The sequence below is a fragment of the Chryseobacterium sp. II3a genome (genome assembly GCF_057815135.1).
On the sequence record NZ_JBYPZJ010000001.1, the window covers coordinates 134,628 to 155,122 of the forward strand.

Sequence of the window (20,495 nt, forward strand, 5' to 3'; positions counted from 1 at the left end):
CTAAACTTTACTTTCCAATCCCAATTCTTTCATAGAGATCTCCCGCATTTCTACTTTTCTTATTTTTCCGGAAATAGTCATGGGAAACTCATCCACAAACTTCCAGTATTTCGGAACTTTATAATGAGCAATTTTTCCTTTACAATATTCTAATAGTTCCTCTTCTGTAATGGTAAAGCCTTTTCGTACTTTCACCCAGGCCATCACTTCTTCTCCAAATTTTTCACTGGGTACTCCGATGATCTGTACATCTAGGATATGAGTATAGGTATATAAGAAGTCTTCGATTTCTTTAGGGGAAATATTTTCTCCACCACGGATGATCAGATCTTTAATTCTTCCTGAAATGGTAATATATCCATCTTTATCCATTACGGCCATGTCTCCGGTGTGCATCCATCGGGCGTCATCCAGTACTTTTTTTGTATTTTCAGGATCGTTCCAGTACTTCAGCATGACAGAGTAGCCTCTTGTACAAAGTTCGCCATGTTCACCACGTTTCAAAATTTTTCCACTTTCGTCTATGATCTTTATTTCAAGATGATCCTGAACTGTTCCTACTGTACTGACCTGCTTCTTTAGTGGAGTTCCGATTAAAGTCTGTGTTGACACTGGAGAAGTTTCTGTCATTCCATAACAAATACTCATTTCTTTAATATTCATCAGGTTTTCCACCTTCTTCATAATTTCCGGTGGACATACAGAGCCGGCCATAACACCTGTCCTTAGGCTTGAAAAATCATAAGTGTCAAAATCCTTTACGGCAAGTTCGGCAATAAACATGGTAGGAACCCCATAAAGAGAGGTACATTTTTCATCCGAAACAGCCTTTAGCGTAATCTCAGGATCAAAACTATCATTAGGAATTACCATGCAGGCTCCGTGCGTTGTACAGCATATATTTCCGATCACCATTCCAAAGCAATGATAAAAAGGAACGGGAATGCATACACGGTCTTTTTCTGTATACTTTAAGCGGATACCAATAAAATATCCGTTATTTAAAATGTTATGATGCGAAAGTGTAACTCCTTTTGGAAAACCTGTGGTTCCTGAGGTATATTGAATATTGACAGGATCATCAAACTGTACATGTTCTTCGAAACTATGGAGAACCTCATCGGAAATATCCTGCCCATTGTTGACGAAGATTTCCCAGTTGTCATCAAAGAAAATTTCGTGTTCCAAAGTGGGGCAGACTTCCTTGGCATATTCAACCATTTCTTTATAGTTGCTCGTTTTAAAGCTTAAGGAAGAAAAAATAAACCTTACTTCTGACTGATTGAGTACATAGGTAAGTTCATGGGTTCTGTAAGCCGGATTAATATTGACTAAAATGGTTCCGATTCTGGCTGTGGCATATTGAAGAAGTACCCATTCATACCGGTTGGAAGCCCATATTCCTATTCTGTCACCAGTTTTTGCACCTAAAAATATAAGCGCTTTGGCAATAGCAGTTGTTTGATTGTAAAATTCTTGGTAAGTAGCTCGATAACCCTGATGAACACAGACGAGAGCTTCTTGGTTAGGAAATTTTTCGACAGTACTTTTAAGATTTGCTCCAATAGTCTGTCCTAATAATGGAACCTCAGATGTTCCATAAACATATGATAAAGGCATAGTAAAAAGATTTGGTGAAATAAAATTAACAATAATATCTTGAACTATAGCCTATGAATGCTAATTTTCCTGAGAATCTATTTCTTTAAGCTGTTCCAGATTTTTATCAAGTTTTTTGATGATACTTCCATATACTAATCTGTAATATACCCAGATCATAGAAATGGCCAACAAAGTACTGATGGTAATCGCGACAATAATAACCGTAAGATTGGAGCCAGAAGGCTGTATGTTTTGAGAATTTAAAGTGTAGAATATAAAGGCGATCAATACAAAGGTAAATGCCAGCAGTAATACGATACTAATCAGGATAAAGGCATTGACTGTTTTTTTGAAGCCGATGATTCTCGTAATAAGACCTTTTAGATTTTCTTCGATCTTTATTTTACGGTAATTTTGATAGAATTTTAATACAAAATAAGCTGTAATTAATACACTTAGAATTTTAATAGCCAGATAAAAATGACCAAAGTTATTTTCTACTTCAGGGGCTTCCTGAGTACCCAGCTTATCCAGTATTTTACGGAAGCTGTCAGATTCATCATCCTGAAAGAAGTAGAATAAGCCTAATACAGAAAAGAACAGGAATTCAAAAACACTGATCCAGAAAATATATTTTACATAATTACGTGATTTTCTATTCAACATCTGAAGAATCTCACTGTTGTCATATTTTGGCTGTACAGGTTGTTCCTGCCATGTCTTTTTAAAACTATCTAAATCAAATTCAGGCATATTTTTCCATCTGTTCTTTAAGGGTTTTCTTTAATCTGTTCATTTTCACGCGTGCATTGACTTCAGTGATTCCGAGGTTTTCTGCGATGTCCTTGTAAGGCAGATCGTCAAGATACATCATGACAATGGCTCTTTCTATATTAGGAAGAGTCTTGATTACAGTATACAAAAGTGATACCTGTTGCTGTTTTTCATCATCATCTTCCACAAAATCTCTGTGGTTGACGTCCAGCTCATTCGTAGGAAGGCTTTTGCTTTTTTTTCTAAAGAGGGTAATGGCTGTGTTAAGCGCTACACGGTACATCCATGTTGAAATCTTGGAGTTTCCTTTAAAGGAATCATAACTTCTCCAGAGCTGTAGGACTATTTCCTGGAAAAGATCCTCTTCATCTTCCAGCGAATTGGTATATAAGCGCGATACTTTAATAATCAGGCCCTGATTATCTTTGATGAGCTGCGCAAATTCTTTTTCTCTGGAATCCATAGATGTATAATGCCACGAAGATAATAATAATGTGGTAATTGCGGAAGAATAATTATGGTGAAATCAAAGATAATTCTAATCTGGCCAGGAAGCCTGAAGCTGGAGATTGGAAGTTATTCTCAAGACTTATTTTAACATTACCTTAAAATCTGATCAGACAGCCTTGAAAAAAATAATATAAAATGTCTGTTAGCGCAGACTTCGTAGCTCAATGATTCCCAGCCTCTCACTTCCTGCTTCGAACCTCTTTATATTTTTACCGCAAAATTTATGTATCTTTGCACCCGCGAGAAAATCGGCTTGTTGATTTCCCGTTTACGGGAGGTAGGAAAGTCCGGACACCATAGAGCAGCAAAGCGGATAACATCCGTCACCCGTGAGGGTAGGACAAGTGCAACAGAAAGCAGGTACAGTTCGGCTGTAGTGAAACCAGGTAAACTCTTTGCGGTGCAATGGTAAGTATATCGGTTCTTTTCAGCAATGGAAATAGGGGCGGCTCGTCCTGAAAACCGAGGGGTAATCAGCTCAAGTCTTGCAGTAATGTAAGGCGTAGATAAATAACAGGCGCTTCTTCGGGAGTACAGAATCCGGCTTATAGATTTTCTCGTGATTTTTTGGAAAATATAGAATAGTCTTTATTCACTTTCCAATTGTTTTTTTGCTTCCTGTAATTCCAATTTATCTTTTTCCGAAAGTTGAGGATATTTAAAATTCATTTTTTCCAACGTGTCTATAATAATCTGAATTGCTGCCATTCTTGCAAACCATTTATTATCTGCCGGAAGTACATACCATGGGGCATGATCTTTTGATGTTTCGTTGATTGCTGTTTCATAAGCTTCCATATACTGATCAAATAAAGCTCTTTCCGGAAGGTCTCCAGCAGAAAACTTCCAGTTTTTTTCCTGTTCATTGATTCTGTCCAGAAGTCTTTTCTTTTGCTCGTCCTTAGAAACATGCAGGAAAATTTTAACAATGGTTGTTCCGTTCTGAGTAAGATGTTTTTCAAAGTTTCTGATACTCTCATAGCGGTTTTCCCAGAATTTATCGTCAAAATCTTTTACAGAAGACCATGTTTTCTCACTTAAATTATATTCAGGGTGAACTTTACATACCAAAACACTTTCGTAATGAGAGCGGTTGAAAATTCCGATCATTCCTTTTTGAGGTAAGGCCAAATAATGCCTCCAGAGAAAATCGTGGGAATATTCCTTTGAACTTGGTGTTTTAAAGCTTGTTACATTACAGCCTTGAGGGTTTACTCCTCCAAATACATGTTCTATCATGCTGTCTTTCCCTGCGGCATCCATAGCCTGGAGTACAACCAGAAGAGATTGGCTTCCATCGGCGTATAATTTTTCCTGCAGTTCACGGAGTTTTTCTTTTTCCTGAATTAATAATTGAGTCCCTTCTTCTTTGGTAAGTTTTCCCTTATAAGAAGTAGATGCTTTTTCTATTGAGAATTTTCCACTTACCTTAAAGTCGTCTGAGAAATTGGTGTCCATATATTTTTTTATTTAAAGATAAAAGATCTTGTCGTTAAACAGTTATTATGCATTTGGATATCAACATCAATAGGAGCGGGCTTTAGCCCGGCCGATCAAAAATAGATTTAAATATTCCATTTAGCTTTGGCCAAAACCTAAAGAAGCGTCATATGGTGATGAAATTAAGTTGATGTTATCTAATCTATATCTGTTACTATAAATATAATAAAAAAACCGCCTCAATTGAGACGGTTTCATTATTTTTAAGTAGAAAACTACTTTGCAGCAGCTTTCTTAGCAATTTTTGCAGCTTTTTTCTCAGCTTTAGCAGCTTCTTTCTGCTCAGCAGGCGTTAATACTTTTGGTTCAGGAGCATTAGCATCTACGTTTCCTTTGATATAGATTACGCTTCTGCTGTTGGCAGGGTCATTAGAGAAAACCTCAATCATTTTGTTGAATCCTCCCGTAAGAGCGGTGTTGTATCCAACTTTGATCTTAGCAGATTTTCCTGGCATGATCGGATCCTGGCTGAACTCAGGAGTAGTACATCCACAAGATGGTTTTACGTTTGAAATGATCAAAGGCTTATCACCAGTGTTAGTTACTGTAAAGAATCTTGTACCATCAGAACTAGGCTTAATGTTACCATAGTCGAAAGTAGTTTTATCAAACGTAATAGTTTGTGCAGATGCAAGAGCAAATGTTCCGAATAATGCAATTCCTGCGATTAATTTCTTCATATTCTTGAATGTTAATATGTTTGTTAGATAAATTTTGTGAAACAAAGTTAAAAATTATTTTAATTCATGCTTAAAAATTTTTTTCTTTAGACTATTTTTGCAAATTGCAAGCCAAAGAAATAGAATTTATGCAGATTTCAGAAAAGTACAATCCACAGGAAACAGAACAAAAATGGTACAATTACTGGTTGGAAAACAAATACTTCCACTCAGAGCCTAATGAGAAACCACCATATACCGTGGTCATTCCGCCGCCAAACGTGACGGGGATCTTACACATGGGACATATGTTGAACAATACCATCCAAGATGTTCTGGTCCGTCGTGCAAGAATGCGCGGGTTTAATGCTTGTTGGATTCCGGGAACAGATCACGCTTCTATTGCTACCGAAGCTAAAGTTGTTGCTAAGTTGAAGTCTGAAGGAATCAGCAAGTCTGATATTACCCGTGAACAATTCCTTGAACATGCCTGGGAATGGACTAATAAATACGGTGGAACAATCCTTGAGCAGCTTAAAAAATTAGGATGTTCATGTGACTGGGACAGAACCCGTTTCACCTTAGAAGATAAACTTTCACAACAGGTTATCAAAAGCTTTGTAGATCTTTATAACAAAGGATTCATCTACAGAGGGTACAGAATGGTAAACTGGGACCCGGAAGCGAAAACCAATATCTCAGATGAAGAGGTAATCTTTAAAGAGCAGAACGGAAAATTATATTTCCTTAAATATAAAATTGAAGGTTCAGAAGAATTCCTTTCTGTAGCCACTACACGTCCTGAAACTATTTTCGGGGATACTGCCGTATGTATCAATCCGAATGATGAGAGATACGCTCACTTAAAAGGTAAAAATGTAATTGTACCTATCGTTAACAGAATCATTCCTATTATTGAGGATGAATATGTTGACATTGAATTTGGAACAGGGGCATTGAAAATTACTCCTGCGCATGATACCAATGACTATGAGATCGGCCAAAAACATCAATTGAAAATGATTGATGCATTAGATGATGACGGAAATCTTAACGAACACGGTCTTCATTATGCAGGACAAAATAGATTTGATGTAAGAAAGCAGATCGCAAAAGAATTAGAAGAAAAAGGTCTTTTGTTAAAAGCAGAAGACTACGTAAATAAAGTAGGTACATCCGAAAGAACAGGAGCTGTTATTGAACCTAAAGTTTCAGTACAATGGTTCCTTAAAATGTCTGAAATTGCTAAGCCGGCATTGGATGTAGTAATGGATGATGAAGTGAAATTCTATCCGGATAAGTTTAAAAATACTTACAAATACTGGATGGAAAACATCCGTGACTGGAATATTTCCCGTCAGCTTTGGTGGGGACAGCAAATCCCGGCGTACTATTACGGTGCAGGAGACGAGGATTTTGTAGTTGCTGAAACTAAAGAAGAAGCTTTAGAATTAGCAAAACAAAAAACAGGAAATCAGGAATTAACAATAGAAGGTCTTAGACAAGATGATGATGCACTAGATACGTGGTTCTCTTCATGGTTATGGCCAATGTCTGTATTTGACGGATTACTTGATCCGGAAAATAAAGATATCAACTATTACTATCCAACTTCTGACTTGGTTACCGGGCCGGATATTATCTTCTTCTGGGTAGCCAGAATGATTATGGCAGGATTGGAATACAGAAAAGAAGTTCCGTTTAAGAATGTTTACTTTACAGGAATCGTAAGAGACAAGCAGAGAAGAAAGATGTCAAAATCTTTAGGAAACTCTCCGGATCCGCTTGAATTAATGGATAAATATGGTGCTGATGGAGTTCGTGTAGGTATTCTATTAAGCTCTGCAGCAGGAAATGACCTTCTTTTTGATGAAGATTTAATGCTTCAGGGTAGAAACTTCATGACAAAGATCTGGAATGCCTTCCGTTTAATCAACATGTGGAATCATGAAGATAAGCCTGCAATAGCTACAGATAACCAAGCTATCGAATGGTTTGAAAATAAATTAAATAAAACGATTGCTGAAATCAACGATCAGTTTGAGAAATTCAGAATTTCTGATGCCCTGCACTTGATCTATAAATTAATTTGGGATGATTTTTGTGGTTGGTACCTGGAAGCCATCAAACCAAATTATGGAGAAGGTATTTCTAAAGAGGTGTATAATAAAACTATATATTTCTTTGAAGAACTGATGAAATTACTTCATCCGTTCATGCCTTTCTTGACAGAAGAATTATGGCAGACGATTTCAGAGAGAAATATTGAAGACGCTTTAGTTGTCGCTCAGCAAAAAGAAGCGGCTGCGTTTGATGAAACGATCATTAAAAACTTTGAAACGGCAGCAGAATTGATCTCTGGGGTTAGAAATTACCGTCAGACCAAAGGAATTTCTCCAAGAGAAGCGGCTGAAATATATACCAATGCTGCTGAATTTGCTAATGAAGCAGTAGTAAGAAAACTGGCAAATGTTTCTGAAATCCACTTCGGGCAAAAAACAGATAAGCCAAGCTTTACATTCCTTGTAGGAGCAACTGAGGTTTCTATTCCTTTAAGTGAAAACTTAGATTTAGGGGAAGAAAAAGCTAAAACTGAAGAAGAATTAAAGTATCTGAAAGGATTCTTAATTTCAGTAGATAAAAAGCTTTCTAACGAAAAGTTTGTTGCTAATGCTAAACCTGAAATTGTAGAGGTAGAGCGTAAGAAACAAAAAGATGCTCTTGATAAGATTGCGATCTTGGAAGAGAAGCTGAAAAGTTTGTAAATAACACCAATAAACCAAAGTGGTTGTTGGAATGTCAGGCTGAGCGGAGTCGAAGCCTTTTTGGAATAAAAATGAAACAATATTTCGTGTATATTTTAAGATGTTCCGACAACTCCTATTATACAGGGGTTACCAATGATATTGAAGTGAGATTAGCTCAACATCAATCAGGTAAGTTTCCTGAAAGTTATACTTATAAAAGAAGACCGGTTGAACTAGTCTTCTTTTATGTATTTAATGACATTATTCAAGCAATAGCGTTTGAAAAACAAGTGAAAGGTTGGAGTAGAAAGAAAAAAGAAGCTATAATTAATGATAATTGGGATCAATTAAAAGAGTTGTCTGTTTGCCACAACAAAAGTCACTCTGATAATTTTGACAGCAAAAATCAAAAAGGCTTCTACTCCGCTCAGCCTGACACTGAGAATAAGTAATACAATAAAATGACACATATAGAAAACATAAAAAAGCTATTTTCGAAGGACTTTGTAGAAAGCCCGTTATTAGAAAGCTTTGAAGTAGGAAAAATTTATCTTTCCAGTGGAAAGCTGGTCGCTTGTGATCCTTTAATCACCAATGATATGCTGCCTTTTTCTACAGAATTTCCAAAAGGAGAATTTTCTGTAATGCTGCATAAAGAGAGAGATAGTAATTGTGTAGCCTATGCAGAAATTATTTTTAATACTTCAGAAATTGCAGACTGGAAGCTGGCTACTACTGAGGGACAGCATATAAAAGAACTGGCAGAAGGTGAAGTGTTCGGATATCCCGTAGAAAGCGGAATGGGCTGTTTCATGGATGCGGATACTCAAAAAAGTCTTAATGAACTGGAACAGAGGCTTTATCATAACAAAGGCGGAGATTTTATGGGAATATACGAAGAGTTTTTCCATGAGTATTTCTTTGATGAAAACGGAGCAATAGATCAATATGCATTTTTAAAGCCTTCAGAAACTCACCCGGGAACTATATTTGCTTTTGAGACCGGATATGGGGAAGGTTTTTATGCAAGCTATATTGCTTATGATAGAAATCAATCACCAGTGAAAATTATTACAGAATTTATTGAAATAAGTTAGGTAAAATTAATTATTTTTGGCACGGAATTTAGTCTGTTATAATTTTTAAACTAATATCAAAACACAATGAATTTCTCATCAGAACAACCAAAAATTATCGTTGTAGGAAGCTCTTCAATAGATCTTGTTTTGGAAACCGATAAACTTCCTTCACCTAACGAAACTGTTCTGGCAGTCAACTCAGAAAGTTATTTCGGGGGAAAAGGAGCCAATCAGGCAGTAGGAACAGCAAGATTGGGAGCCAGTGTTTATTTTATAGGTTGTGTTGGAATGGATCCTCTGGGACAGCAAATCATGAGAAACCTGGTGGGCGAAAGTGTGAATGTAGGTTTTGTACATGAAACAGATAAAGAGTCAACAGGAACGGCTTATGTAACGACCTCCCAGGGAAATGCTGCTATTGTAGTAGTACCTGCAGCCAACAAATATCTTAATATATCTCATATTGATGAGGCTGATCGTTATTTCCATACTTCAGACCTTGTTCTGGTACAGCTTGAGGTTTCAATGGCTGTAGTGGAATATACGGTGAGAAAAGCTAAAAAATATGGCAAGAAAGTAGGATTGTATGCCTCTCCAGCTATGAGAGTAAATGATGAAATTCTGGAAATGGTAGACTTCATAGTAGCTAAAAGTAATGAGTTATTCATTATTTTTGGTGAAGAAAAGAGAGAAGAGGTTCTTAAAAAATACTTTAACAAAGTGTTTGTAAGAGATGACACGAATTCTACTATTTACTTTGATGGTACAGAAATGAAGTACTATAGAAAGAATAAAGAGAAGACAGTTTATAAGATGGGGATGGGAGATGCATTTACTTCAGGATTTGCGATCGCACTTTGCCATGGGAACTCTGTAGAAGAATGTGTGAAATTTGGAAATGAAGTTTCATCACGTGTTTCCGGAGGCAAAGGTTCACAGACCGGCTTGCCAAGAATATCAGATTTCCTTTCTTAAAGCTATTTACGGCATATCGAAAGTTTAAAACTAAACATAATAATATACTGAAAATGTCCACTTTTATAGTGGATTTTTTCTTTTTATCTATGGAAAAACTAATACTTACCACAGAAGATCAAGCATCTTTGGCTGTTCATCTTTTTCAATCTGAAAAAAATAATGGAAAACTATTGCTCATCAACTCAGCAACGGGGGTAAAGCAGCAGGTTTATTTTTCTTTTGCCCAATACTTTTCAGAGCAGGGATTTACTGTGATTACTTATGATTACAGAGGAATAGGATTGTCTAAACCGGAAAATATGAAAGGGTTCCATGGATCTATGAGAATTTGGGGTTCAAAGGATTATAAAACACTTACAACATACATTAAAAATAAGTTTCCCAAGCATAGAAAGTTCTGTTTGGGACATTCGGTAGGGGCTTTGATTTTAGGAATGAATGAAGATTCTGAAATGTTTGAAGAATTTGTGTTTGTAGGAACTCAGAATGCGTTTGTGGGAAACCTCAGGTTGAAGACAAAGATTGAAGCCTATCTGGGATTCGGAATTGTACAGCCTTTAACTACTTCATTGTTAGGATATTTTCCTGCAAATTGGTTCGGACTTGGAGAAAGTCTTCCAAAAAATTGTGCATATGATTGGAGAACCTTAATTTTAAACAAAAAATCAACCAACAGACTGTTGGAGAAGATTGATGATTATTCTAAAAATTTAACGCAGAAAGTATTTGTAATTCGTGCTGAAGATGATGTCTGGCTGACAGAAAAAGGAGTTCTGAGTCTTTTAAACAATACTTATCCTAATCTTAAACCGACTTATAGGCTGGTGAAAACCGCAGAGTCTGAGAAAAAAGAAATCGGGCATGTTAATTTTTTTAGAAGCTATAATCACAAGCTCTGGAATATTATTTTAAATGAACTGATAGATTAATGAAAAGTACAATTAACAATACTGTAGAATTTGTAAAAGAAAAGTTAGAAGGAGCTGAAGCTGGGCATGACTGGTTCCATATTGAAAGAGTATGGAAACTTGCTAAAAAAATAGCAGAAACAGAAGAAACCTGTGATCCGGATGTAGTAGAATTATCTGCATTATTGCATGATATTGCAGATCCTAAATTTCATAACGGAGACGAAACAATAGCTCCAAGAATATCCAGAGAATTTTTAGAAAGTCAAAATGTTCCTGGTGAAACCATTGAAAAGGTTCTATTTGTGATTGAAAATATTTCATTTAAAAACAGAAGTCAGGTTCCTGCTAATCCACCACTTGAATTGAAAATTGTACAGGATGCCGACCGTATTGATGCTATTGGAGCAATCGGAATAGCAAGGACATTTAATTTTGGCGGGTTTAAAAATAATTTGATGTATGACCCTAATGTTCAGCCTGATTTGAATATGTCTAAAGAGCAATATAAAAAATCTAACGGGACAACAATCAATCATTTTTATGAAAAACTATTGCTGCTGAAGGATCTGATGAATACCGAACATGGGAAAAAGATGGCCCAGGAAAGACACGATTATATGCTGAATTTCCTTGATCAGTTCTATAAAGAGTGGAATGTAGATTAACATTCTCTCAAAAATTCTGAAATGAGTATCTTTGCAGTATGGTATTTTTCATTCTTGTTATCTTTTGGGCGTGTATATTTTCCCTGATTTTATATAAAGTAAAGTCGGGAAGAATGGCAAAATGGGCAAGACTGTTCCGTATTGTAACAGTAGTTTCTTCCATCTCAATTTTTACGTATTGGTTTATAAAGAAAAGCGCTGTGGCATTTGTAGATAATTCTGTAGGGTTACAGGTCATTAATAAACTCCCGCAAGCCTTGGATTTCTATCTTATCAATGTTAATAAAATTGAGAACACCACTAAGCTTGAACCTAAACATATCGGAAAAATACGTCCGGAATATTACAGGATAGAATACTTGAAAATGGACAAATCTGATGAATATTGGATTGTAGGTTACCTTGGGAAGAAAAATCTGGTATATTTTTCACAGCATTCTGTTCCTAATAAGAATATCGATCAGATTGTAGAAGTGCAGAATTATATCAATCAAAGTATGAAATTGTCTGATGCTGCTAAGAAGCAGGTGGATACTTACAATTACGAAAATACGAAACTGGGCATCTGGATCACATTGGATTTTCTGCTGTTATTTCTTAATCTGGTGTTACTTCTGAAGAAAAATAAATAAGAAAAAAGTTATAAATTCTCTCGCAGATTTTGCTGATCCTGCAGATGATTGCATCTATCTGTTTTATTGGCAAAATCTGCGAGAGTTTATTATTTAAGGATAATCCAGAAGATGCATGATTTGTTCTTTAAACTCTTCAGGACAGCCTTTTATTAACTTATCTTTATTTTGTTTACTGATCTGTTGAGGTTCCAGCCATTCTGTTTTGTTGGAGTTCAGACTATGGTTGTCATACACTCTTTTTATCGTACGATCCTCATAGAAGATATATTCATCTCCAAGCCAATTGCTCGAGATGCTGATTTTGCAAATTTCTTTTTTCATGACATTTATTTTTTTAAGTATGTCCTATTAATGAAGAACAGAACATACTCTAATTTATAAATTTTTACGTTATGAAAAGTGATTTATTGCAATATAAGCAGTAAATTAAAATTATTCTATTTAAAATTTTAACTAAAATAAAGTTCCAGTACCTTCAGTGGCCATTTTAGGAATATGAAGGTCTGTTTTCCACTCTTCATTCATTTTTTTGATGAAGTAAGCTGACAGGAGAGGGGAAGCTTTTTCAATGTTCTGGTGAACGAAGAAATAGAGATTCTGGAGGCCTTCTTTTTTCCATTGGGTAAGATGTTTTAACCAGTCATCCAATCTTTCATAATCACTCTCTGCATTGGCTCCTACATATCGGATAAACGCATTGGGAGTGGTAAGACGCATGTGAAGCATATCTCTTCTTCCGGCAGTATCTACAATGATATTGGTGATATTGTAAGCTTCAAACAGTTCACAGGTTGTATTCAGGATTTCTTCATTGGTAAACCATTCCGTATTTCTGAGTTCTATGGCAAGAGGAACTTCTTTAGGCCATTCTTTTACAAATTTTTCCAATCTGTCATAATCTTTTGGCTTAAAGTTATCATGAAGCTGAAGGAAAGCCATTCCCATTTTTTCATCAAAATTGATAACAGCAGACGCAAAATGAGTAACAGGATCTGTAACGTCTATCAGTCTTCTGAAATGAGAAACGGTATTGGTGATTTTAGGGAAGAATTTAAAGTTTTCGGGAGTTTTTTCCTTCCATGTTTTTACCTGTTCCGGGGTAGGCATTCCGTAAAAGGTTGCATTGAGTTCGATGGAATTAAATTGGGTGGCATAATAGGTCAGCTCATCTTTGATTCCTTTAGGATAAAACCCTTTAAGATCTGTTTTGTTCCATTTGGCACATCCGATCGAAATATTTTCCAGTCCTTTTTTATTAAGGCTCAAAATTTCCTTGGTTCTGGAATGATCTTTGGGAAGGGTGAAGTCTATTTTTGAAGGGTCTTCTACTTGTCCGAATTTCATATTAAGCTGTTTTAATGTTTAAAATTAAGCATTTTTTTGCTGTAATTTTCATAGAAAGAATATAAAATGTGGGAACAGATGGTGATGGATATTAAGTTTTTTTTAAGGAAATATTAAACTTTATGTTACGCAATGTTAATTCTATGTTACCATACTTCATTTTTGCTCGATCTAATTTTGTGACAAGTTTTGTAGCATTAAAAATATGAAGAAAAAATTGATCTGTGCTTTTGCTTTATTATCTTTTGGATTTGCATTCTCACAGGAAACCAGCTCTAGAATTTTTGGAAGACTAAAAGGAATTTCTTCTGAAGTTACGATAAAGGTAGTACACGTTCCTACCAATAGTACCTTTGAAACCAAAAGCAATAGTAAAGGGCAGTTTAGCTTAGATAATCTTCAGCCGGGAGGTCCTTATAAATTGGAAGTATCTGACGGGTCACAGGTTATTTATGAAAATCCTAATTTACAGCTTTCATTAGGAAGTAATGATCTTCCAGTGGTAGAAATTGGAAACAAAGAAAAGACCATTGATGAGGTGAAGATCACTTCTAAAAAAACAGTTGTAAAAAACGGAGTTGGGATCAGCCAGGCACAAATTTCAGGACTTCCTAATATCAACCGAGGAATTCAGGATGTTACCAAATTAGTTCCTCAAAGTGCCAATAACTCTTTTAATGGCACCAATTTTCGTTATAACAACGTTACGATTGATGGTTCCATCAACAACGATGCAATTGGTTTCAGCCCCTCTTTAGGAGGACAGACCGGGACTTCAGGGATGCCTGGAAGCAGTACGCGTTCCAATTCAATCAGTTTGGATGCTATTCAGGATGTACAGGTGTATATTGCTCCTTATGATGTAAAGCTTGGAAATTTTCTTGGCGGAAGTATCAATGCGGTGACCCGAAGCGGAAGTAATGATGTAACAGGTTCCTTGTATGTGTATGGAAGAAATGCTGCGATCACAGGAAGAAACAGAGTGGGGGATAATTCTAAAATGCCAAGTGACTTCTCAGATTTTATTTATGGTGGAAGAGTAGGGCTGCCAGTAGTGAAGGATAAAGTGTTTTTATTTACAAACCTGGAGTATACGAAAAGGGTAGACCCCATATTTTATAATGCAAACGATCCTAATGCATTGATTGATGAGTCTACAGCCCAAAAAATATCAGATTTTGTACAAAAGAAATATGGGTTCAATGTAGGAAGTTTTAATGCATATAATAACTTTTCTGAAAGTGCAAAGCTTTTTAATAAGTTAGATTGGAAGATTAATGATAAACATATTTTATCCATCAAAAATAATACAGTCTTTTCTCAGGCATCCAACCTTGAAAGAGATGGTGCTAATTTCAGGTTTTCCAGTATGGATTTTGTTCAGAAAAACACGGCATCAACCACTACACTTGAGTTGAAAAGCCGTTTTAATGATAAATGGAATAATAATTTGGTGGTTGGGTATTCTTCTATTCACGATTATAGAGATCCCACTTCTGGTAATGCTATGTTCCCACAGGTTGAGATTACGCATAATGGGGGAACTATTTTGTTAGGAAATGACAGGGAAGCCACTGTTTTCAATATGAAACAGAAGACTTTTGAAATTACAGATAACCTAACTTATAAAACAGGAAATCATACGTTCTTGTTAGGAACTCACAATGAGTTATACAATATCAATTATGGTTTTGTAAATGCCTTAAACGGAAGAATATCTTATAAATCATTAAACGATTTTTATAATGGTACCCCTGCAAGAGTAAGAGGAACTTATCCTTTTGGCGGAAATAGCAGGCAGGACCTTTTTGACAATCCTTATGCTCAATATAAAGTCAACCTTCTTTCATTATATCTGCAGGATGAGATCAATTGGGGAAGAGTGAGGCTTTCGCCAGGGATAAGAGTAGATTATACAGATTTACCTAATAAGCCACAGCTAAGTCCATTGGTGAATCAATCTCCTCAGGATCCTAATTTAGGAAATACTTATAGCTATACCCCGTTGAGCCAATTGACCAACAATTATCTTAACAAACCAACATTATCTCCAAGACTTGGATTTACCATTGATGTTACAGAAGACAGATCTGTAGTATTAAGAGGAGGTTCCGGTATTTTTGTAGGAAGAATTCCGTTTGCGTGGTTAGGATATGCTTATTATAATGATGGAGTTGGCTTTGGAAGTTATGATATCAATGGGCCAACAACAGCACAGATTGCACAGTATGGAGATCCATTGGTAGGAACTAATCTTCCGAATTGGCAGAATCCAACCAAAGACCCAAAGGCATCTAAAGTACAGGTTGACCTTATTGATAACAATTTTAAAATGCCAAGAGTTTGGAGAAGCTCTCTGGCATTGGATTACACTGTTGCCGGATATAAATTGACTTTGGAAGGTATTTATACGAAAGTACTTTATGATCTGAAATTCCAGCAGGTGAATAAAACGGATAATGTAACATATTACAGTTATGATGTGAATCATGAAATGCCAATTTACACAACCAATATCAATAGTAAGTTCTCTAATGCTTACCTTTTATCTAATACAAAGGAAGGATATCGTTACAACCTGACCGCTCAGATTTCAAAATCATATCATTTCGGATTTAATTTCTTTGCAGCCTATACCTATGGTGATGCAAAAGATATTACAAACGGTATCAGAAACTCAATGGAAAGTAACTGGCAGATGAATCAATCGCTGACTCCTAATGATCCTCAATTGACAACTTCTAATTTTGCTATCAAAAACAGGATCGTAGCTAATCTTGGATATGCGTTTAATATTTCCAAATCCAATAAGTTGTATACGAATGTATATTTTAATGCACAATCAGGAAATCCTTTTTCTTGGGGATTTGTAAACAGTACGATCGCCAATACGGGACAGGCAGCAGGTCTTGCTTATATCTTTAAAGATGCTGCTGAAGCTGCAAAATATATTGTCCCTATAAAAGATGGATCAGGAAACATAGTGGTAAGTGCCCAGCAGCAAGTTGCTGATTATGAGAACTTCGTTAATAACAATGATTATCTGAAATCAAGAAGAGGAAAGTTTACGGAAAGGAATGGTGATACAACACCTTGGAATATTCAGGCAGATATCAGAATCATGGATGAGATCAGACTGAGTGAAAAATCTAAAAACACTCTTCAGATCTCTTTAAGTATCATCAATTTCACTAACTTATTGAATAAGGATTGGGGTAAAGTATACTTTGTACCGAATACATTCAATTCTACAGCAAGTGTAGGGCTTACCAAAGCTGGAAATATCGCATCAGGGCAGCCATCAGCTGGAGATCCTACTTATAATTTCAAAACACCAGGCCCAGCTTATACCATTGATCAGTTTGCTTCAAGGTTTCAAGCTCAGCTAGGGGTAAGATATAATTTTTAATTACTCTTTTTTTACTATACTTCTTTCAAAGGTCCGGATTTTCTTTCCGGGCCTTTTTTATTAGAAAATTTATCGGAAGACATAATCTGTTCCTGAAAGCTGTGAAAATGCATTAGTTCCTAAATCAACTGCAATGGATCGCCCATCCAGCTTAGGGCTGACCGTTCCGTTTGTCTGCAGATATTCTTCCATAGTATCATGTAGCGTGTAATCTTTTATAATTACATTTTTGGCATTTGATAGCCTGCATAATACGTTCATGGGCTCACCGGTTCGGTTAAATGTTGCCATTTTATAGGTAGCATTCAGATCCAGAGGCTTTCCTTTTATCGTTATTTTCAGGATACGGTCTCCTATGTCTTTAGAGCTGTCAAATTTCAAGGTCATTCCTGAAAAACGGACCAGCCAACCTCCAAAACGTTTGGAAAGGTCTTTGGAAAAAACATTATTAATTTCTTTTTCCAACCAATCTTTAATCTGCTGGCCGGTAACTTCCCCCATTTTTATCCGTTCATCCACAGGAAGCATTCTCCAGAGATCCTCTTTGGTAATGGCTTTTTTACCAGTTTGATCCGGGATAATCGGAACTCCAAAACGGAATCCATTGGAAACGGAAAAATCAGCTCCGGATTTCCATAATAATGCATCAGTAATCATATTGTCCATAGGATTTTCCACCACCAGATATCGATATATAGGGGTAGAGGTATATCCTAATACCTGCTGCATTTCCTGTCTATAAGGCGCTTTGGCCTGATCAACCAGATATTGCATTTTTGGGTTGGGAGGATATTTAGAAGGATTCACTTCTATCAGGTCATAATTATAACCAATCATTTTTTTTGCTTTAATTTTCAAATCCAACTTTCCTACAAATGAGCCAAAAGCACCAGGCTCAATTACGTTGGCGTATTTACCTTGTATGGGTTTTCTGATTCGCTCATGGGTATCATTACCCAATATAAAATCGACTCCTTCAACGGCAGGGTTATTGGAAAGAAGGACCTGCTTGGAAATCCCGATATGGGTAACCAGAAACAGAACATCCACTTTTTTATTTTCTTTAAGCTCTGTAATCAGCTCTTTCAGATTGCTTTCTATTTCAGTGAACTTTATGCCTTCACTAAAAGCAGGGTTTTGACGAATAGGAATTTCAGGGTCATTGTAACCGATAAATCCTATTTTTATCCCTTTTTTTTCAGTAATCCAATAAGGAGGAAAAATAAAACTGTTATTTTCTTTATGAAACATATTGGCTGCAATAACATTCGTTTTATAATCGCTCATCACGTCAATCATTGCCTGTTTGCCATACACTACTTCCCAATTTCCGGGAATAAGTACAACATACTTCATTTCGCGTATCAGCGGAGGGAAAATTTGTCCTTTAGAGTATACACTTTCTCCACTTCCCTGAATCAGGTCACCTCCGTCAACTAATATAGTACCATTGGGATTAGTATTGCGGATTTTGTCTATCAGGGTTTTGATATTTGCCAGGCCAACCGATTTCCGGAAAATAATAGAATTATTGCTGACAAATAATTCCGGGTGGGAATCCAAATAAGAATGGATGTCGCCAGTTTGAAGAAGGGTAATGATCTCACCTTCCTGATTGTTGCCCTTGTGATCCATAAAATCGCTTTCACATCCTATTAAAAAGAAAATAAGACATGCAAACATTAAAATTTTTTTTCTCATAATTTGTTTTTTTAGTTTCAAATATTCATTTTGTGTTATATAAATAAAAAATACAGTAGTATATTGGGTTTAAAATAGTATTTTCTTTAATGTAAATTATTTAAAATGAAATACTTATGTGTAATGTACGAAAAAAACAGATCAAAAAATATCTTCAATAGATAAACATATAACAGCAGGAATGGGAGAAATCCGGAATGATAAAATAGAATAACCTTTAAAGACTGTTAGAAATAGCAAAAGCATGCCTATCAGGCATGCTTTTGCGGATATATTTATTTATTATTTGATCTTATGCTTCGCAGCTTGAACAAGATACAAAGTTCACCATCATTTCTTTTGAAACAGAAGAACTTCTTTGGTAGTAAAGTGTTTTTACTCCTTTTTTCCAGGCTTCAATATATAAATAGTTTACATCTTTTACAGGCATTGTAGATGGAATCTGAAGGTTCAGAGACTGTGCCTGGTCAATATATTGCTGTCTTTGTGCAGCCTGAGAAATAATTTCCATTGGAGAGATTTCTTTGAATGTTTTGAATACTGCCTTTTCTTCAGGAGTAAGCTCATTCAGATGCTGTACAGAACCGTGATTCAACATGATCGTTCTCCATGTTTCCTCGTTATCTAATCCTTTTTCTTTTAATAGTTTTGCCAGGTATTTATTCTTACGCATAAAGTTTCCTTTAGCAAGACCTGCTTTATAATAGTTAGAAGAGAAAGGCTCAATTCCAGGAGAAGTCTGTCCTAAGATCGCAGAACTTGAAGTGGTAGGAGCAATAGCCATGGTAGTGGTATTTCTTAATCCATATCCTTTCAGAACATCTGGTTCACCGTAGATGTTAGCTAATTCTCTTGAAGCCTGCTCAGCTTGTTCTTTGATATGTCTGAATGCTCTTGCATTGAACTGAGTCGCCTCAAAGCTTTCAAACGGAATCATATTTTTTTGTAGATAAGAATGATATCCTAAAACTCCTAGCCCAAGAGCTCTGTGACGCATTGCGAAATTTCTTGCCCCTTGTAGGTAGTAGTTTCCTTCAGTTTTGTCAATGAACTCAGATAATACAGCATCCAGGAAGTAAACGGCTAATTTAACAGCATCTGTATCTTTCCACTCATCATACAATTCAAGGTTCATGGAAGACAGACAGCAGATAAATGATTCTTCCATGGTAGAAGGAAGCATGATTTCAGAACAAAGGTTACTTGCGTTTACTGTCATTCCAAGGTCTTTATATACCTGTGGTTTGTTTCTGTTTACGTTATCGGTAAAGAAAATATAAGGAAGACCTTTTTGCTGACGGCTTTCCAATACTCTTGCCCAAACTTTACGTTTTTCCATATCACCATCAATCATATCCTGCATCCAGTAATCCGGAACACATACTCCGGTGAAAAGGTTCTGAATAGGGCTGCCAATATCTTTAATGGATAAAAATTCTTCAATATCTCCGTGGTCAATATCTAAGTAAGCAGCAAAAGCTCCTCTTCTTACGCCTCCCTGAGAAACAACATCCATTGCTGTGTCAAAAAGTTTCATGAAAGAAACTGCTCCGGAAGATTTTCCGTTATCTGTTACAGCGGTACCTCTGTTTCTTAGTTCCCCAAAATATCCTGAAGTTCCTCCTCCGATTTTTGTCTGCATGATCACCTCACCCATTTTATGAGTAATTCCTTCAATGCTGTCCGGAATGTGAGCATTGAAACAAGAGATAGGAAGACCTCTCTCTGTTCCCATATTAGCCCATACAGGCGAAGAGAAACTGATCCATCCTTTTGTGATCATTTCTTTGAAAGCTGGCTGAAGTTCTGGTTTGTATAACCTTTTCGCAGCAGCAGTGGTAATTCTGTCGATAGCTCCGTCTACCGTTTCACCTTTCAACAGATATCCTCTGTTCAGCATCTGCTCAGACTCTTCGTTGAGCCACCATATATTTGAATTTTGCTCTTCCATAGATGTTATATTTTCGAATTCCGGAATGAG

At 36.2% G+C, this 20,495-nt stretch carries 17 protein-coding genes and 1 other RNA gene; 9 read left to right on the plus strand and 9 right to left on the minus strand.

Translation table 11 applies throughout. The annotated features are described in order from the left end of the window. Genes AC3HD6_RS00645 through AC3HD6_RS00655 form a run of 3 tightly spaced genes read right to left on the minus strand, consistent with a single transcriptional unit; the run spans position 1 to position 2,839 of the window. Entirely contained in the window at positions 1-1,620 is a 1,620-nt protein-coding gene (locus tag AC3HD6_RS00645) for an AMP-binding protein (protein ID WP_488894606.1), read from the minus strand. 60 nt (positions 1,621-1,680) lie between these two features. Beyond that, positions 1,681-2,355, minus strand: coding sequence for a DUF8845 family protein (locus AC3HD6_RS00650; protein ID WP_488894607.1), 675 nt, complete (start codon positions 2,353-2,355; stop codon positions 1,681-1,683). Beyond that, positions 2,348-2,839: an RNA polymerase sigma factor gene (locus AC3HD6_RS00655; RefSeq protein WP_068944421.1), complete on the minus strand. Its 492-nt coding sequence runs from the start codon at positions 2,837-2,839 to the stop codon at positions 2,348-2,350. The genes AC3HD6_RS00650 and AC3HD6_RS00655 overlap by 8 nt, the downstream gene beginning before the upstream one ends. Before the next feature lie 287 nt (positions 2,840-3,126). On the opposite strand from AC3HD6_RS00655, the gene rnpB reads away from it, so the two are divergent. Continuing rightward, an RNA gene (rnpB, locus tag AC3HD6_RS00660) (RNase P RNA component class A) lies at positions 3,127-3,450 on the plus strand. A gap of 24 nt (positions 3,451-3,474) precedes the next feature. Here rnpB and AC3HD6_RS00665 read toward each other — a convergent pair. Both AC3HD6_RS00665 and AC3HD6_RS00670 read right to left on the minus strand, forming a co-directional pair. Then, complete coding sequence (locus tag AC3HD6_RS00665) at positions 3,475-4,344, minus strand: polyphosphate kinase 2 family protein (RefSeq protein WP_488894608.1); 870 nt, start codon at positions 4,342-4,344, stop codon at positions 3,475-3,477. Between the two features lie 257 nt (positions 4,345-4,601). Beyond that, the gene (locus AC3HD6_RS00670; protein WP_066700282.1) at positions 4,602-5,066 is read right to left on the minus strand and encodes a DUF1573 domain-containing protein; all 465 of its coding nucleotides are present in this window, start codon (positions 5,064-5,066) and stop codon (positions 4,602-4,604) included. Between the two features lie 128 nt (positions 5,067-5,194). Between AC3HD6_RS00670 and AC3HD6_RS00675 the strand changes: the two genes are divergently transcribed. The 7 genes from AC3HD6_RS00675 (at position 5,195) to AC3HD6_RS00705 (ending at position 12,057) form a co-directional block, all read left to right on the plus strand. Then, complete coding sequence (locus AC3HD6_RS00675; RefSeq protein WP_488894609.1) at positions 5,195-7,810, plus strand: valine--tRNA ligase; 2,616 nt, start codon at positions 5,195-5,197, stop codon at positions 7,808-7,810. Between the two features lie 71 nt (positions 7,811-7,881). Further along, the gene (locus tag AC3HD6_RS00680; protein ID WP_488894610.1) at positions 7,882-8,244 is read left to right on the plus strand and encodes a GIY-YIG nuclease family protein; all 363 of its coding nucleotides are present in this window, start codon (positions 7,882-7,884) and stop codon (positions 8,242-8,244) included. A gap of 9 nt (positions 8,245-8,253) precedes the next feature. After that, on the plus strand, positions 8,254-8,889 hold the full coding sequence (locus tag AC3HD6_RS00685; protein WP_488894611.1) for a DUF4241 domain-containing protein: 636 nt from the start codon (positions 8,254-8,256) through the stop codon (positions 8,887-8,889). 66 nt (positions 8,890-8,955) lie between these two features. Further along, entirely contained in the window at positions 8,956-9,846 is an 891-nt protein-coding gene (locus tag AC3HD6_RS00690; protein ID WP_488894612.1) for a ribokinase, read from the plus strand. A gap of 89 nt (positions 9,847-9,935) precedes the next feature. After that, a complete protein-coding gene (locus AC3HD6_RS00695) occupies positions 9,936-10,778 on the plus strand; it encodes an alpha/beta hydrolase family protein (protein WP_068944415.1) in 843 nt (280 codons plus the stop codon). Then, positions 10,778-11,425, plus strand: coding sequence for an HD domain-containing protein (locus AC3HD6_RS00700; protein WP_488894613.1), 648 nt, complete (start codon positions 10,778-10,780; stop codon positions 11,423-11,425). The genes AC3HD6_RS00695 and AC3HD6_RS00700 overlap by 1 nt, the downstream gene beginning before the upstream one ends. A gap of 113 nt (positions 11,426-11,538) precedes the next feature. Then, the gene (locus tag AC3HD6_RS00705; RefSeq protein ID WP_488894614.1) at positions 11,539-12,057 is read left to right on the plus strand and encodes a hypothetical protein; all 519 of its coding nucleotides are present in this window, start codon (positions 11,539-11,541) and stop codon (positions 12,055-12,057) included. 93 nt (positions 12,058-12,150) lie between these two features. Here AC3HD6_RS00705 and AC3HD6_RS00710 read toward each other — a convergent pair whose 3' ends face one another. Next, positions 12,151-12,381, minus strand: coding sequence for a hypothetical protein (locus tag AC3HD6_RS00710; RefSeq protein ID WP_488894615.1), 231 nt, complete (start codon positions 12,379-12,381; stop codon positions 12,151-12,153). Positions 12,382-12,513: 132 nt separating this feature from the next. Then, positions 12,514-13,404, minus strand: a complete 891-nt coding sequence (locus AC3HD6_RS00715) for a DUF72 domain-containing protein (protein ID WP_488894616.1) — start codon at positions 13,402-13,404, stop codon at positions 12,514-12,516. Between the two features lie 205 nt (positions 13,405-13,609). Here AC3HD6_RS00715 and AC3HD6_RS00720 point away from each other — a divergent pair, with 205 nt between their 5' ends. Next, on the plus strand, positions 13,610-16,813 hold the full coding sequence (locus AC3HD6_RS00720; RefSeq protein ID WP_488894617.1) for a TonB-dependent receptor: 3,204 nt from the start codon (positions 13,610-13,612) through the stop codon (positions 16,811-16,813). A 69-nt stretch (positions 16,814-16,882) separates the two neighbouring features. Here the strand turns inward: AC3HD6_RS00720 and AC3HD6_RS00725 are convergent, their stop codons facing one another. Then, on the minus strand, positions 16,883-18,514 hold the full coding sequence (locus tag AC3HD6_RS00725; RefSeq protein WP_488894618.1) for a bifunctional metallophosphatase/5'-nucleotidase: 1,632 nt from the start codon (positions 18,512-18,514) through the stop codon (positions 16,883-16,885). 292 nt (positions 18,515-18,806) lie between these two features. After that, positions 18,807-20,465 (minus strand): ribonucleoside-diphosphate reductase subunit alpha, encoded by a 1,659-nt coding sequence (locus AC3HD6_RS00730; RefSeq protein WP_068944408.1) that lies wholly within the window; start codon positions 20,463-20,465, stop codon positions 18,807-18,809. Positions 20,466-20,495 lie beyond the last annotated feature (30 nt).

Coding starts and splice junctions, on each gene's coding strand:
- AC3HD6_RS00680 (WP_488894610.1), top strand. CDS start 7,882: ATGAAACAATATTTCGTGTATATTTTAAGATGTTCCGACAACTCCTAT.
- AC3HD6_RS00655 (WP_068944421.1), bottom strand. CDS start 2,839: ATGGATTCCAGAGAAAAAGAATTTGCGCAGCTCATCAAAGATAATCAG.
- AC3HD6_RS00665 (WP_488894608.1), bottom strand. CDS start 4,344: ATGGACACCAATTTCTCAGACGACTTTAAGGTAAGTGGAAAATTCTCA.
- AC3HD6_RS00725 (WP_488894618.1), bottom strand. CDS start 18,514: ATGAGAAAAAAAATTTTAATGTTTGCATGTCTTATTTTCTTTTTAATA.
- AC3HD6_RS00650 (WP_488894607.1), bottom strand. CDS start 2,355: ATGCCTGAATTTGATTTAGATAGTTTTAAAAAGACATGGCAGGAACAA.
- AC3HD6_RS00710 (WP_488894615.1), bottom strand. CDS start 12,381: ATGAAAAAAGAAATTTGCAAAATCAGCATCTCGAGCAATTGGCTTGGA.
- AC3HD6_RS00715 (WP_488894616.1), bottom strand. CDS start 13,404: ATGAAATTCGGACAAGTAGAAGACCCTTCAAAAATAGACTTCACCCTT.
- AC3HD6_RS00720 (WP_488894617.1), top strand. CDS start 13,610: ATGAAGAAAAAATTGATCTGTGCTTTTGCTTTATTATCTTTTGGATTT.
- AC3HD6_RS00670 (WP_066700282.1), bottom strand. CDS start 5,066: ATGAAGAAATTAATCGCAGGAATTGCATTATTCGGAACATTTGCTCTT.
- AC3HD6_RS00730 (WP_068944408.1), bottom strand. CDS start 20,465: ATGGAAGAGCAAAATTCAAATATATGGTGGCTCAACGAAGAGTCTGAG.
- AC3HD6_RS00675 (WP_488894609.1), top strand. CDS start 5,195: ATGCAGATTTCAGAAAAGTACAATCCACAGGAAACAGAACAAAAATGG.
- AC3HD6_RS00685 (WP_488894611.1), top strand. CDS start 8,254: ATGACACATATAGAAAACATAAAAAAGCTATTTTCGAAGGACTTTGTA.
- AC3HD6_RS00645 (WP_488894606.1), bottom strand. CDS start 1,620: ATGCCTTTATCATATGTTTATGGAACATCTGAGGTTCCATTATTAGGA.
- AC3HD6_RS00690 (WP_488894612.1), top strand. CDS start 8,956: ATGAATTTCTCATCAGAACAACCAAAAATTATCGTTGTAGGAAGCTCT.
- AC3HD6_RS00695 (WP_068944415.1), top strand. CDS start 9,936: ATGGAAAAACTAATACTTACCACAGAAGATCAAGCATCTTTGGCTGTT.
- AC3HD6_RS00700 (WP_488894613.1), top strand. CDS start 10,778: ATGAAAAGTACAATTAACAATACTGTAGAATTTGTAAAAGAAAAGTTA.
- AC3HD6_RS00705 (WP_488894614.1), top strand. CDS start 11,539: ATGGCAAAATGGGCAAGACTGTTCCGTATTGTAACAGTAGTTTCTTCC.